Below are 13,068 nucleotides of genomic sequence, written 5' to 3' on the forward strand. Positions count from 1 at the left end.
AGCAGCCCCCCAACAACCAACCTGCTTCGAGGAGCTGCTGCCGCTGCCCGTGTCTGTTGCAGACGCGGTGGGCAGCCTGCTGACAGCCCCGCACTGGATGGGACTGGCCTTGCACCTGCCACTTCGTTTTGAAGACAAGGCCTCGATCACGGCCATGGACTCACTTCAGCTTGGGCAAAAGGTGAACTTGCTGGCCACCGTGGTTGGCACTGAAGTGCAATACCACCCACGCAAACAACTGCGGGTTTGGGTTGAAGACGGCGACACCAGCTTGCTATTGCGTTGGCTTCATTTCTACCCCGGGCTGCAGCAAAAACTCAGCGAAGGCACCCGAATTCAAATCAGCGGTCAAATCCGGCAAGGCTACGGCACATTCGAGATGGTGCACCCCACTGTGAAAATTGCCCCGCCCGGATCCCTTGACCAAACACTCAATCCAAAAATCCAGCCAACAAGCGCCAACGCTGTTTTGGAACCGGTTTACCCCAGTACCGGGCAATTGAAACAAAGCGACTGGCACCGCTGGATGAAAAAGCTGCCGGCAGCTTGTTTCATCGATACCTTGCCCACCAAGCTGTGCAAAAAATACAAGTTGCTATCTTGGCCAGCTGCCCTGCAAACCTTGCATGGCCAGGCCAAACCCGAAGAACTCTATGACCTGAATTTGCGCACCCATCCTGCCTGGACACGTGTGAAGGTAGATGAACTTCTGGCCCAACAACTGTTGCTTCGTGAATACCGCCAACAGCGCACCCAGGAAAAAGCAAGTCCGCTGAAAGCCTTGAAAACCTCAAAAACCAGCTTGGTCCGGCAGTTCATGGCCCAACTGCCTTTCAAACTGACAGGCGCTCAGGAACGAGCCTGCCAGGAAATTTTCGAAGACCTCGCCAACCCCTATCCCATGCAACGTTTGCTTCAGGGCGACGTGGGAAGTGGCAAAACACTGGTGGCTGCGTTGGCCTGTTTGCGAGCCATCGAGAACGGAAAACAGGCCGCCATTTTGGCGCCCACCGAAGTGTTGGCGGCACAGCACCACCACAAGCTAACGCCATTGTTTGAAGCGGTGGGCGTGCGCTGCGCGAAACTTCAGGGTGCCATGAAAAAAAGCGAAAAAGACCGCACCCTGAGTGCACTTGCTGAGGGAGAAATCGACGTCGTCATTGGCACACATGCCCTGGTTCAAGACCATGTCGAGTTCCATGCACTGGCACTTGTTGTAGTCGATGAACAGCACCGCTTCGGCGTGGCCCAACGCCTGTCACTGATTGCCAAGGCAAGCAATGGGCACTTGGCCCACCAACTCATGATGAGTGCAACACCCATTCCACGTACACTGGCGCAAACCTATTTGTCCGACCTTGCGGTGTCCAACCTGGATGAAAAACCACCCGGCAGAAAACCCATCATCACCAAACTTTTTTCCCAGAAAAAACGGGAGCAACTCATTTCAGCCATTGAAGGTGAAATTGACAAAGGCCAGCAAGTGTATTGGGTGTGCCCCCTGATCGAAGAAAGCGAAACACTCGACTTACAGGCGGCACAAGCCACCTACACCGACCTGTGTGAACAACTTCCCACCAGGCGAATTGGTCTGCTTCACGGCAAACAAGACGCCAAACTGAAGCAAGCCACCATGGCTGCATTTGCAGCAGGTGAACTTGATTTGCTGGTGTCCACTACAGTGATTGAAGTGGGTGTAGATGTGGGCAATGCCAGCCTGATGGTGATCGACCAAGCCGAACGTTTTGGCTTGGCACAGCTTCACCAACTGCGTGGACGCGTGGGGCGAGGCAGCGTGCAAAGTGTGTGCGTGCTGCTCTATGGCGGGCCTTTATCAAACACCTCCAAGTTGCGCTTGAAAGCCATGCACGAAAGCGACGATGGATTTTATCTGGCTGAAAAAGACCTTGAAATTCGAGGCCCTGGCGAGTTACTGGGCAAGAGGCAATCGGGTTTGCCGATGATGCGCTACGCCGACCCATTGACCGACAAAGACTTGCTGGAATTGGCGAGAACCTTGGCTCAACAAATGCCAGCAGATGCAGAGAACACACGCCGACACATACAACGGTGGATTGAAGAAACACCTTGGTGGTTGAGTTAAAAATCAGCTAAACATGCGTGGGTGGGCGTGTAGAAAACAAAAAGCCAGTTCACAAAGAACTGGCTTTTTGTTTTACCTGGCTAGTTTTTGCCAGGGTATGCCACCAAGGCGAGTGACAGTCAAATGCTTATTCAGCAGATTGCTTGTTCACACGGTTGGGCAACTTTTCCTTGATACGTGCAGACTTGCCTGAACGATCACGCAGGTAGTACAGCTTGGCGCGACGAACATCACCGCGACGCTTCACTTCAATCTTTTCGATGGAAGGTGAATAAAGCTGGAATGTACGCTCTACGCCTTCGCCAGATGAAATCTTGCGAACGATAAAAGACGAATTCAAACCACGGTTACGACGGGCGATGACCACACCTTCGTAAGCCTGCAGGCGTGAACGTGTGCCTTCGATGACGCGAACACTCACGATTACGGTATCGCCGGGGGCGAACTCGGGAATTTCTTTAGCCAAGCGAGCAATTTCTTCTTGCTCAAGTTGTTGAATCAAATTCATTGATAGCTCCAGGTCATCATTCACGGGCTTTTCTGACTCAATGAATTGAGTATGCACCGCCAGAGGATGAAAAAATTAAAAGGTGTCTGCCTGTAAATTGAATACGAGCAATCCACCAACCTAAACCTTCTTGCCAGCCTTGCCTGTTTGATTGTTTGAATCAGAATCAGGGTTACCCAGCAATTCAGGTCGAAAGCGTTCTGTGTAAACTTTCGCTTGCTCAAAACGCCAACTCTCTATTTTGGCATGATTTCCAGACAAAAGCACGTCCGGAACTGCTTTATTTTCAAAAACTTCCGGGCGAGTGTAGTGCGGGCAATCCAGTAAACCCGCCTCAAATGAATCTTGGGTGGCCGACAAGGCATGGTTCAACACATCGGGCAGCAAACGTACCCAAGCGTCAACAAAGCAGGCCACAGCCAGCTCACCACCGGAAAGTACAAAGTCACCCAAACAGTAAGTTTGTTCAACATACTCGTCGATAAAGCGTTGGTCCACGCCCTCGTAACGGCCGCACAGTAAAATTGCGCCCGCACCTTGGTCGCTGAAAGCCCGAATGTTTTCCTGTTTCAACAACGGACCATGCGGTGTTAAAAAAACCAAAGGTGCACTGTCACCGCGCGCTTCGCGTATCGCCTTGACGCAACGCACCAAGGGCTCCGCCAGCATCACCATGCCCGGGCCACCGCCGTATGGCCTGTCGTCAACGGTGCGATGGGGGTCATCTGTGAAATCGCGGGGATTCCAGCAGTTCAGTTCAAACAACTGCTTTTTCAAGGCCCTGCCCACCACACCCAACTCAACCAAACTCGGAAACTGGTCAGGAAAAAGGGTGATCACATCAAAGCGAGGGCCCGGCATCAATAATCTTCCTGCCAATCGGCTTGAATCTGTTTGGCCTGCGTGTCCACATTCACAATGTACGCGGCCACAAATGGAATCAGCATGTCCTGCTCAGCCTCACCCTTGACAGACAAAATGGGGTGAGCCCCATGGTCAACAACCTGAGTGACTGCGCCCAACACCTTACCTTCCAGATTGCTTACCTGGCATCCGACCAAATCGACCCAGTAGTATTCACCTTCAGCGGGTGCGGGAAAGCGCGCGCGAGATACATAAACCCGACGCCCCTTGAACTGGGCAGCCAGTTCGGGCTGCTCTATACCCTCAAGGTGCGCAACAATTCGACTGGAGTGCGGCTTGCTTTGCAAAACACGAAACGGCTCAAATACCAGGTCTTCGAATTTCGGCTGTGCTGTGCGACGCACAGCCGCGCCCTCAGAAGCTGGCAAACGTGAAACCCACCATTGCTTGCTTTTCAACAAGACATCCGGCTCTTCAGATGAAGGCAACACATTAACCCAGCCCTTCAGACCGTAGGGTTCACCAATTCGCCCCAGTTCTACCAAATCGTCGGTACATTCATGCTCGGTGTCCAAAAATGGGCAAACCACAAAACCAAAAGCAAAAGTCCGCGAACGTAGCATCCACGGACTTTGTGTAACAACCTGCTTTTCGACCTGCGTTTGTTCCAAAATTAACCGGATCAAACTCGCCGGTATTAAAGCTTGCAGTATTAAGCTGCTTGCTTGGCGTTGTATTCACCAACCAGGCGTTCTACTGTAGAAGAGCATTGTGCACCAACGCTTTTCCAGTAGGTCAGGCGATCCATGGCAATGCGCAGGCCTTCAGAGCCGGCAGGGGCTACCGGGTTGTAAAAACCAATGCGCTCGATGAAACGGCCATCGCGACGGTTGCGTGAATCAGCAGCCACCAGGCTATAAAATGGGCGCTTTTTAGAACCACCACGTGCGAGTCGAATGACGACCATAATTTCCTCTATTAAATTAGTGCCTGCAGCACAAACCTTGGCCACTGCAAACGAATGAATCATTGGGATTTCGACACACGAAATCCGATAACCCGCTATTATAGCCAGCGTAATCCAATCTAACAAGCAGTGTTTTAAAAAATGAATGCATCACCTCAAGAACCCTTCAAATCCAAGCTTTTGTTCTGCTGGCTTGCCCTGCTGACAGGTGCCATCGGCGGTCACTGGATCTATGCTGGCAAAAAACGTTTTTGGTTCTACATGCTGACATTCCCGCTGTCAGCGTTTGCCGGCTGGATAGACACCATGCGCTACGGCCTGATGAAAGACGAACAATTCAATGCATTACTGAACCCGGAATACCCCGTGGACACACGACAAACCACGGGAGCAGTGGTGGTTTCCGTGGCTTTGTCACTGGCTTTTGGAATGACCGCGCTAATGGCCACCTTGGCCATGGTGTTCCAATGGTATTTCAGCGGCGTAGTAAGCTGAATTGCGAGTTGAGCACTTAAGCAAAGCCACCTGAACAAGCCACGCAAAAAAAGCCCGCTTTAAAAAGCGGGCTTAACAGGGCTTGAGGAGACAGAGACACTTGCTTGGTCGCAAGGCTCGCCCCTAAGGGGAGTATGCGATTCCACAAGCAGTTGGCCTACCCTTAAAACGTGGGGGAACCCCAACGGTTTACAGGCGACTCGGTTCAAGAGGCCGAATCAACCAACATTAATAAGTGTCAAAGCCACCACTTTAGTTTCATGGTTTCAGGTATTTTTTAATCAACCGGCCCACATAACGCGCCACGCCTTCCTCTACGCTGTAAAAACTGCCGGTGTAACCCGCTGCGCGCAAGTTGCTCAAATCAGCTTGGGTATAGCTTTGGTACTTGCCTTTGAGCGCATCCGGAAACTCGATGTACTCAATAAAGCCACCCTTCACCGCCTCTTGTAAGCTCAGGGCAGCACTGCCCTGACTTTCACGAAGTGTATTCAAGGTAGTCAGGGCCACATCGTTGAATGTTTGGGCACGCCCTGTACCCAGGTTATACACACCGGAAGGTGCGTTACTGGCCTGCTCAAAGAAATACATGTTCACCTTGACTACGTCTTCAATCGAGACAAAATCTCGCTGCTGGCAGCCAGCCTCATAACCACCGTATGGGCCGAATAACTTGACTGAACCGCCCTCGCGAAACTGGTTGAAGTTGTGAAACGCCACTGAAGCCATACGCCCTTTGTGTTGCTCGCGATCGCCGTACACATTGAAGTATCGAAAGCCGAATACTGGTGCCTTCAGACCAGTTTTCATTTGCCGACGCAACACCTGGTCGAACAAAAACTTGGAGTAGCCATACACGTTAAGCGGTTTTTCAACCTCACGGTTCTCGACGAATTCGGTGCTGCCACCATAAACTGCCGCCGATGACGCATAGAGAAATGGAGTACCCGTACGCTGCGCCCACTCAAACAAGGTTTGGGTGTAGCGAAAATTGTTGGCCATCATGTAGTTGCCGTTGTGCTCCATGGTGTCGGAGCAGGCACCTTCATGAAAAATCGCATCGAACTTGCCAAACTCGCCACGCTCAATGCGCGCGAGAAAATCGGCTTTGTCCAGGTAATCGGAAATTTCACAATCCACCAGGTTCAAAAACTTGTCACCTTTGGTCAAGTTGTCTACGGCCAACACATCGGTAACACCGCGCTCGTTCAGCGCCTTCACCAAATTGCTGCCGATTAAACCAGCGGCACCGGTCACAATCACTTTCATCATCAAATCCTTTAATTTAGCTCTTCCGGCAATATCACCGCTGTGCCCAATTTACCAACGACCACACCACCGGCCTTGTTGGCCAAGGCCACACTGTCCGGCAAGCTCATTCCTGAACCCACCGCACATGCCAGAGTGGCGATCACCGTGTCACCAGCGCCCGACACATCAAACACTTCACGGGCCTGCGCGGGCACATGAAAACTCCCGTCAGCTGTAAATAGCGTCATGCCTTCTTCGGAGCGAGTCAGCAACAAGGCACCCAAACTCAGGCGCTCACGCAGGGTTTGCGCTTTTTCAATCAACTGGGCCTCAGTTTTCCAGCTTCCCATCACCTGTTTGAATTCAGACCTGTTCGGCGTAAGAACCGAGGCACCAGCATACTTGCCGTAATCATCCCCCTTGGGATCCACCAAGGTAGTTTTGCCCGCCTTTTTGCACAAGGCAATCATTTCCGCCACATGCTCCAGGCTGCCCTTGCCGTAGTCAGAAAACAGCACTACATCGTGATTGGCGTATTCCTGCTCAAACAACTCCATTTTGGTGGTCAGTTGCTCGGGCGAAGGCCGCTCTTCAAAATCGATTCGCACCAGCTGTTGCTGCCGGGCAATGACGCGCAACTTCACCGTGGTGGGGAAATTCGGATCTTTCAGCAAACGGGAACGTACACCACTTTTCTGGAGCAAGGCCTCGACCGTGTGGCCTGGTTCGTCGTTGCCGACCACGCCCATCAGGCAAAGCTGTGCACCTAGAGAACTGGCATTGATTGCCACATTGGCTGCACCACCCAAGCGTTCATCTTTGGTACCCACCAGCACCACAGGCACGGGAGCCTCAGGGGAAATACGCTCCACATCCCCAAACCAATAGCGGTCCAGCATGACATCGCCGACCACCAGAATTTTTGCGTCTTTGAATTGGGAGCTGTCGACCATTGTTCAGCCTGTTTTAATGGGTGTGAGCTGGGGTATGTGCTGCCTTCTTGGCAGACACAGGATAAAAATCAAGTTCTTCTGCACGACGAGGCACAATTGAATCCCAATTGGCACAGCCAGGGCATTGCCAGTAAAACTTCTTGGCCTGAAAGCCGCAAGACTGGCAACGGTAGCGCTCAAGGCGCTGCGTGTGTTTGGAAATCAACTCACGTGTCAGACGCAGGTCTTGCATGCGGTCATCATCAAGCTTGCCTCGCAACTGGTGCTCCAGCAACTTGTCCAGGCCCAGCAGGCTGGGGCGGGCACGCACCTGTTCACGCAACAATTCGAATGCTGCGAACGGCCCTTTGGTTTCCTCAACAGCCTGCGCCAATACAAGCAGCAAATCAATTGAAGGATACATGGTGCAATATTCCAGCAATGCTGCAATGCCCTCTTCTTCACGCTCAAGCTTCTTGAATGCAGCCCACATATTTGGCCCGACCAAGGGCAAATACCAGGGGTTCTGCCGCTCGGCAGCGCGCCACTGACCAATGGCTTCCTCAAACTGGTTTTGGGTGAAATAGATATCACCCAGCAACAGGGAGGCGCGCACATTTTGTGCATCAGTCAGCAAAGCATTTTGCAACTCGGCCTTGGCTTTGGGTAAATCTCCCGCATCGATAAACTGGGCTGCCAGTTCGCAATAAAAATGCGCGATATCGCCAGCAGGCACGTCCGCGCCATATTCACGAAGCTTGTGAGCTTGGGCAATGGCCTTATCCCATGCTTTTTCCAGTTCATACAGTTCAAGCAACTGGCGCGAGGCCTCGGCTTTCATGTCCGAGCCCGACAAACTGTGGAAAGCCTGCTCGGCACGGTCCAAAATACCTGCCCGCAAGAAATCAACACCCAACTCATAGGTGGCTTTTTCCCGGTCTGCAGGTGTAATTTGTTCACGCGTAGTCAAAAACTGGTGCACCCGAATTGCCCGATCAATTTCGCCTTTCTTTCGAAACAGATTGGCCAGCGCAAAATGCAACTCAACGGTGTGCGTATCGATTGCCGCCACTTCCAGAAAAGCGTCAATCGCCTTGTCAGGCTGCTCGCTGAGCAAGAAATTAACGCCTTTGAAATAAGAGGCAGGCAATTGGCCACGCACGGATGCATCAGAACGTTTTTCGAGTCGGGCAGCCATCCATCCCAAGCTGAATATCAGCGGGATGAGTACCAACCACCAGGTTTCAAATTCCATGGCTTGGGCCTATTGGCAAAGCCGGCATGGGTTCTTCGACAACAACCGGCGTATTGCCTTGTGCTTTGAGTTGATTCAACTCACGCTCAAGACGTTCCGCATTTTTCGTGGCCACAGAGGCTGCGCGCTTGGCCTTCAACCAGGAGGGCAACAAAGAGATCCATGCGAATACAGCGCCCAACAGCAAGGCAAGTAGCAAGGCCACCACCAGTTGAACCTGAATTTCTAACCCAGGCAACCATTTGACGGTCACTAAATCGGTGTTTCGAATGGAAAATGTGAGAACAACAAGGAAGAGTGCAAGTCGCACAACCCAGGCAAGTATTTTCAAGGTGGTCCCCTGTTTGTAGTTGGATCAACGCCGATTCATTCATCGGCGTGATGACTCAGGCTTCACCGAAGAACGATCGAATTAACTCTCTTTCTTGGAGTATAAATCAACTCGCTCACGTAGCTCTTTGCCAGGCTTAAAGTGGGGCACACGCTTTTCAGGCACAACCACCTGTTCACCAGATTTTGGATTGCGACCCACGCGCTGAGGGCGACGGGTCAGTGAGAAACTGCCGAACCCACGAATCTCAATGCGCTGACCTTCGGCCAAAGCTTGAGTCATGGAATCGAGAATGCTTTTGACAGCGAAATCCGTGTCGCGCACAGGCAACTTGGGGAATCGCTTGACCAGCTGATTGATGAGTTCTGATTTTGTCATTGTTCTTGAAATAAAAAGGCGCTTCCCGAATGGGAAGCGCCACTTCTACGGACTGATTACTGGTTGTTACCCAGTTTTGCTTTCAACAACGCGCCCAAGCTGGTTGTACCAGCAGAGCCTGCGCTTTCTTCAGCAATTTTCTTCATGGCTTCATCGGTGTCAACCTGGTCTTTGGCCTTGATGGACAAAGCGATTGAACGGGCCTTGCGGTCCACATTAATTACCATGGCTGTTACAGCATCGCCTTCCTTGTATGCATTGCGAGCGTCTTCAACACGATCGTTGGAGATTTCGGAAGCACGCAGGTAACCTTCGATGTCGTCGCCCAAATCAACAACAACACCTTTGGCATCCACGGATTTAACCGTGCCGTTTACCATGCTGCCACGGTCATTGGACGATGCAAATACGGTGAAGGGATCGCCAGACAACTGCTTGATACCCAAGCTGATGCGCTCGCGTTCTGTGTCGATGGCCAGTACCAAGGCTTCAACTTCGTCACCTTTCTTGAAACGACGCACGGCTTCTTCACCGGTTTCGTTCCATGACAGGTCGGACAGATGCACCAAACCATCGATGCCACCAGGCAAGCCGATGAACACGCCAAAGTCAGTGATTGACTTGATCGCGCCGGATACTTTGTCGCCTTTCTTGAAGCTGGTAGAGAACTCTTCCCAAGGGTTGGCCGCACATTGCTTCATGCCCAGGCTGATACGACGACGCTCTTCGTCGATTTCCAGAACCATGACTTCTACTTCGTCGCCCAAGGTAACCACTTTCTTGGGGTCTACGTTCTTGTTGGTCCAGTCCATTTCAGACACGTGTACCAAACCTTCGATGCCTTGCTCAACTTCAACAAACGCGCCGTAGTCGGTGATATTGGTAACCTTTCCGAACAAGCGTGTGTCAGCTGGGTAGCGACGTGACAAACCGACCCATGGGTCTTCGCCAAGCTGCTTCACGCCCAAGGACACGCGGTTCTTTTCCTGGTCGAACTTCAACACTTTTGCTTCGATTTCTTCGCCAACTGTCAGCACTTCGGACGGGTGACGTACACGACGCCATGCCAGGTCGGTGATGTGCAACAGGCCGTCGATACCGCCCAGGTCCACGAACGCGCCGTAGTCGGTGATGTTCTTGACGATGCCCTTGACCACAGAACCTTCCTGCAGGTTGGACAGCAGCTTTTCGCGCTCTTCACCCATGGTGGCTTCAACCACTGCACGGCGTGACAACACAACGTTGTTGCGCTTGCGATCGAGCTTGATGACCTTGAATTCGAGGGTTTTGCCTTCGAATGGTGTGGTGTCTTTCACGGGGCGCACATCTACCAGTGAACCTGGCAGGAAAGCACGGATGCTGTTGACCATCACGGTCAGGCCGCCCTTCACCTTGCCGGTGATGGTACCTGTTACCAGTTCGCCTGATTCCAGGGCTTGTTCCAGGCTCAGCCATGCGGACAGACGCTTGGCCTTGTCGCGAGACAGCAATGTTTCGCCGTAGCCGTTTTCCAGGGCTTCGATGGCCACGGAAATGAAGTCACCATCATTGACTTCGATGTTGCCGTGGTCGTCTTTGAATTCTTCGAGGGGGATGTAGCTTTCGGATTTCAGCCCGGCGTTCACAACAACATAGTTGTAATCAACACGAACAACTTCGGCTGTGATCACTTCACCTGCGCGCATTTCTTTGCGGTTCAGGCTTTCTTCAAACATAGCTGCAAAGCTATCTGGGGCTTGGGTAATTTCAGTTGTGGTCATAAATTTGAGATTTAACACGCCACTGCGGGAAGCAAGGCGGAGTTCAAAAACGTGATTCTCGGGATTGAAAACCACGGCGTTCTCTTCTAAAAAACCATCGTCGAAGCCCGGCGAGGTTCATTAAATGAGGGATAGGAGTGTACCAAGAAAGCCTTTGCTGATCAAGCGTTTAAATGCGTTCTTGCGCCCAATTCAAAATGGTTGAGACCACCTGATCAATCGGCATGTTGGAACAATCCAACACCAAGGCATCCTCACAGGGCCTTAGAGGGGCCACAGCACGCTCTGAGTCTCGCTTGTCGCGAGCCATCAGATCGCTATAAATTGCCTGAAAGTCGGCCTTCTGACCCCGCCCTTCAATTTGCCTGACTCGACGTTCAGCCCGCACCTGTGCACTGGCTGTTAAAAACACCTTCAGGAAAGAGTCAGGGAAAACAACAGACCCCATGTCGCGTCCATCGGCCACGAGGCCCGGGGCTTGGCGAAAATCACGTTGGCGCTGCAACAAACCGGCCCGAACCGCCGGCACCACCGCCAGGCGTGAGGCCATGACTCCAGCATCCTCTGTACGAATAGACTCGGAGACATCCACACCGCCAAGCAATATCCGATCATCTCGAAATTGCACCGGCAAATTGGCAGCCATGGGAATAATCCGTAGCAAGTCGACGGGCAGATCGGGATTTAAAGCAGCCCGTTCCACGGCTACAGCCAACACCCGGTAAATTGCCCCACTATCCAGATAATGGTAGCCAAGCCTTCCTGCCACCAAAGCTGCAACGGTCCCCTTGCCCGACGCTGTAGGACCGTCGATCGCGATTACCGGACAGTTGGGAATACTCATAAGCCCTAACCCTTGCGAACGGATTGAACCTGCATACCCAGGGAATTGGCCAAAGCAACAAATCCGGGGAAAGAGGTATCGACTGTTTGTGCGCCGTGAATGACCATGGTGCCTTGTGCACGAATGGCTGCAACGCTAAACGACATCGCAATTCGATGATCGCCCTGTGACTCAATGTTGGTGGCCTTGTAGCGCAAACCGTCGACATGACCCAAGCCCTGAATAATCATGCCGTCCTCAGTGGGCTCGGCATCAATGCCGCACTTTTGAAGGCCGTGTGCCATCACAGCGATGCGATCAGACTCCTTCACGCGCAACTCTTCGGCACCAGTTAATACAGTACGCCCGGTAGCATTGGCCGCGGCAACAAACAACACCGGAAATTCATCAATCGCCAATGGCACCAGATGCTCCGGGATCTCAATTCCTTTCAAAGATGCGCTGCGAATACGCATATCGGCCACGGGCTCACCCCCCACCTCAGCATGGTTGCTCAACTCAATACTGGCACCCATAAGCTTCAGGATATCGATCACACCAGTGCGGGTTGGGTTCAAACCGACGTGCTTCAGGGTAATGTCCGCTTGCGCGCGATCGACGCGGCCACCATGAAAAATGCAGCCGACGAAATATCGGATGGCACATCGATTTTGGTGGCTTTCAGTGTTTGTCCACCTTTCACACTGGCCCGTGAGCCTTCGGTGGTCACTTCAACACCAAATCCACGCAACATTCGCTCGGTATGATCACGGGTTACGGCAGGCTCGGTTACGGTGGTAGTGCCTTCCGCATACAAACCTGCGAGAAGAACGCAAGACTTCACCTGTGCCGAGGCCATGGGCAACACATAATCAATCGCCTTCAAAGTGGTACGACCATGAATATGCAGAGGCGGACGCCCTCCTTCTTGCGCCTCTATTCGCGCACCCATCAGCACCAACGGGTCGATTACTCGTTTCATGGGGCGCTTGCCCAAGCTTGAATCACCGGTCAGCATGCAATCAAAATCCTGGCCAGCCAACAGTCCTGACATCAAGCGCATGGAGGTACCTGAGTTGCCACAGTCGAGTACCTGGCGCGGTGCTTTCAAGCCATGCATGCCCACTCCATGCACCTTCACCCTGCCTTTGTCCGGACCTTCAATTTTGACGCCCAAAGCACGAAAAGCGTTCATGGTCGCGAGTGCATCTTCGCCCTCTAGAAAACCTTCAACTTCGGTGGTGCCTTCAGCAATCGACCCCATCATGATTGAACGATGGGAAATTGATTTGTCGCCGGGCACGCGGGCGGATCCCGACATGCTTTGGGTGCTGCTGGCGTGAAATTCGATCAAATTCAGATCTGACATAACAAAGTATCCGTTGAATAATTGGACTGAA

The 13,068-nt window shown here is 52.4% G+C and carries 15 protein-coding genes; 2 read left to right on the plus strand and 13 right to left on the minus strand.

The window, feature by feature from the left end; translation table 11 throughout:
• The first annotated feature begins 49 nt into the window (after positions 1 to 49).
• Positions 50 to 2,104 carry an ATP-dependent DNA helicase RecG gene (recG, locus tag BSZ31_RS16320; protein WP_206018629.1) on the plus strand — a complete coding sequence of 685 codons (2,055 nt, stop codon included), beginning with the start codon at positions 50 to 52 and terminating at the stop codon, positions 2,102 to 2,104.
• Positions 2,105 to 2,231: 127 nt separating this feature from the next.
• Here the strand turns inward: recG and rplS are convergent, their stop codons facing one another.
• The 4 genes from rplS to rpsP all read right to left on the minus strand — a co-directional run bounded on the left by rplS (position 2,232) and on the right by rpsP (position 4,443).
• Positions 2,232 to 2,612 carry a 50S ribosomal protein L19 gene (rplS, locus tag BSZ31_RS16325; protein WP_105029925.1) on the minus strand — a complete coding sequence of 127 codons (381 nt, stop codon included), beginning with the start codon at positions 2,610 to 2,612 and terminating at the stop codon, positions 2,232 to 2,234.
• A 120-nt stretch (positions 2,613 to 2,732) separates the two neighbouring features.
• Positions 2,733 to 3,473 carry a tRNA (guanosine(37)-N1)-methyltransferase TrmD gene (gene trmD, locus BSZ31_RS16330; RefSeq protein ID WP_105029639.1) on the minus strand — a complete coding sequence of 247 codons (741 nt, stop codon included), beginning with the start codon at positions 3,471 to 3,473 and terminating at the stop codon, positions 2,733 to 2,735.
• The gene (gene rimM / locus BSZ31_RS16335) at positions 3,473 to 4,099 is read right to left on the minus strand and encodes a ribosome maturation factor RimM (RefSeq protein WP_146106732.1); all 627 of its coding nucleotides are present in this window, start codon (positions 4,097 to 4,099) and stop codon (positions 3,473 to 3,475) included. The genes trmD and rimM overlap by 1 nt, the downstream gene beginning before the upstream one ends.
• 89 nt (positions 4,100 to 4,188) lie before the next feature.
• Positions 4,189 to 4,443 carry a 30S ribosomal protein S16 gene (rpsP, locus tag BSZ31_RS16340; RefSeq protein ID WP_105029926.1) on the minus strand — a complete coding sequence of 85 codons (255 nt, stop codon included), beginning with the start codon at positions 4,441 to 4,443 and terminating at the stop codon, positions 4,189 to 4,191.
• A gap of 141 nt (positions 4,444 to 4,584) precedes the next feature.
• Between rpsP and BSZ31_RS16345 the strand changes: the two genes are divergently transcribed.
• On the plus strand, positions 4,585 to 4,938 hold the full coding sequence (locus tag BSZ31_RS16345) for a TM2 domain-containing protein (protein WP_105029641.1): 354 nt from the start codon (positions 4,585 to 4,587) through the stop codon (positions 4,936 to 4,938).
• A gap of 258 nt (positions 4,939 to 5,196) precedes the next feature.
• Here the strand turns inward: BSZ31_RS16345 and rfaD are convergent, their stop codons facing one another.
• The 9 genes from rfaD to BSZ31_RS17490 all read right to left on the minus strand — a co-directional run bounded on the left by rfaD (position 5,197) and on the right by BSZ31_RS17490 (position 13,037).
• Complete coding sequence (gene rfaD / locus BSZ31_RS16350; RefSeq protein WP_105029642.1) at positions 5,197 to 6,207, minus strand: ADP-glyceromanno-heptose 6-epimerase; 1,011 nt, start codon at positions 6,205 to 6,207, stop codon at positions 5,197 to 5,199.
• Between the two features lie 11 nt (positions 6,208 to 6,218).
• Positions 6,219 to 7,142, minus strand: coding sequence for a D-glycero-beta-D-manno-heptose-7-phosphate kinase (gene rfaE1 / locus BSZ31_RS16355; RefSeq protein ID WP_105029643.1), 924 nt, complete (start codon positions 7,140 to 7,142; stop codon positions 6,219 to 6,221).
• Positions 7,143 to 7,155: 13 nt separating this feature from the next.
• The gene (gene lapB / locus BSZ31_RS16360; RefSeq protein ID WP_105029644.1) at positions 7,156 to 8,376 is read right to left on the minus strand and encodes a lipopolysaccharide assembly protein LapB; all 1,221 of its coding nucleotides are present in this window, start codon (positions 8,374 to 8,376) and stop codon (positions 7,156 to 7,158) included.
• Positions 8,366 to 8,629 carry a lipopolysaccharide assembly protein LapA domain-containing protein gene (locus BSZ31_RS16365; protein ID WP_168427027.1) on the minus strand — a complete coding sequence of 88 codons (264 nt, stop codon included), beginning with the start codon at positions 8,627 to 8,629 and terminating at the stop codon, positions 8,366 to 8,368. Before BSZ31_RS16365 ends, lapB begins: the two co-directional genes overlap by 11 nt.
• 159 nt (positions 8,630 to 8,788) lie before the next feature.
• On the minus strand, positions 8,789 to 9,097 hold the full coding sequence (locus BSZ31_RS16370) for an integration host factor subunit beta (protein WP_255411449.1): 309 nt from the start codon (positions 9,095 to 9,097) through the stop codon (positions 8,789 to 8,791).
• Positions 9,098 to 9,141: 44 nt separating this feature from the next.
• The gene (gene rpsA, locus BSZ31_RS16375) at positions 9,142 to 10,845 is read right to left on the minus strand and encodes a 30S ribosomal protein S1 (RefSeq protein ID WP_105029927.1); all 1,704 of its coding nucleotides are present in this window, start codon (positions 10,843 to 10,845) and stop codon (positions 9,142 to 9,144) included.
• Between the two features lie 169 nt (positions 10,846 to 11,014).
• The gene (gene cmk / locus BSZ31_RS16380; RefSeq protein WP_105029646.1) at positions 11,015 to 11,689 is read right to left on the minus strand and encodes a (d)CMP kinase; all 675 of its coding nucleotides are present in this window, start codon (positions 11,687 to 11,689) and stop codon (positions 11,015 to 11,017) included.
• A 5-nt stretch (positions 11,690 to 11,694) separates the two neighbouring features.
• Complete coding sequence (locus BSZ31_RS17485) at positions 11,695 to 12,246, minus strand: hypothetical protein (RefSeq protein WP_240605740.1); 552 nt, start codon at positions 12,244 to 12,246, stop codon at positions 11,695 to 11,697.
• Between the two features lie 11 nt (positions 12,247 to 12,257).
• Positions 12,258 to 13,037: a hypothetical protein gene (locus tag BSZ31_RS17490; protein ID WP_240605741.1), complete on the minus strand. Its 780-nt coding sequence runs from the start codon at positions 13,035 to 13,037 to the stop codon at positions 12,258 to 12,260.
• Between the last annotated feature and the right edge of the window lie 31 nt (positions 13,038 to 13,068).

The organism is Limnobacter sp. SAORIC-690 (assembly GCF_002954425.1).
Lineage (GTDB): Bacteria > Pseudomonadota > Gammaproteobacteria > Burkholderiales > Burkholderiaceae_B > Limnobacter > Limnobacter profundi.

Excerpts from the sequence above, each read along its gene's own strand:
- rplS (WP_105029925.1), bottom strand. The coding sequence starts at position 2,612 with ATGAATTTGATTCAACAACTTGAGCAAGAAGAAATTGCTCGCTTGGCT.
- trmD (WP_105029639.1), bottom strand. The coding sequence starts at position 3,473 with ATGCCGGGCCCTCGCTTTGATGTGATCACCCTTTTTCCTGACCAGTTT.
- rimM (WP_146106732.1), bottom strand. The coding sequence starts at position 4,099 with ATGCTACGTTCGCGGACTTTTGCTTTTGGTTTTGTGGTTTGCCCATTT.
- rpsP (WP_105029926.1), bottom strand. The coding sequence starts at position 4,443 with ATGGTCGTCATTCGACTCGCACGTGGTGGTTCTAAAAAGCGCCCATTT.
- BSZ31_RS16345 (WP_105029641.1), top strand. The coding sequence starts at position 4,585 with ATGAATGCATCACCTCAAGAACCCTTCAAATCCAAGCTTTTGTTCTGC.
- rfaD (WP_105029642.1), bottom strand. The coding sequence starts at position 6,207 with ATGAAAGTGATTGTGACCGGTGCCGCTGGTTTAATCGGCAGCAATTTG.
- rfaE1 (WP_105029643.1), bottom strand. The coding sequence starts at position 7,142 with ATGGTCGACAGCTCCCAATTCAAAGACGCAAAAATTCTGGTGGTCGGC.
- lapB (WP_105029644.1), bottom strand. The coding sequence starts at position 8,376 with ATGGAATTTGAAACCTGGTGGTTGGTACTCATCCCGCTGATATTCAGC.
- rpsA (WP_105029927.1), bottom strand. The coding sequence starts at position 10,845 with ATGACCACAACTGAAATTACCCAAGCCCCAGATAGCTTTGCAGCTATG.
- cmk (WP_105029646.1), bottom strand. The coding sequence starts at position 11,689 with ATGAGTATTCCCAACTGTCCGGTAATCGCGATCGACGGTCCTACAGCG.
- BSZ31_RS17490 (WP_240605741.1), bottom strand. The coding sequence starts at position 13,037 with ATGTCAGATCTGAATTTGATCGAATTTCACGCCAGCAGCACCCAAAGC.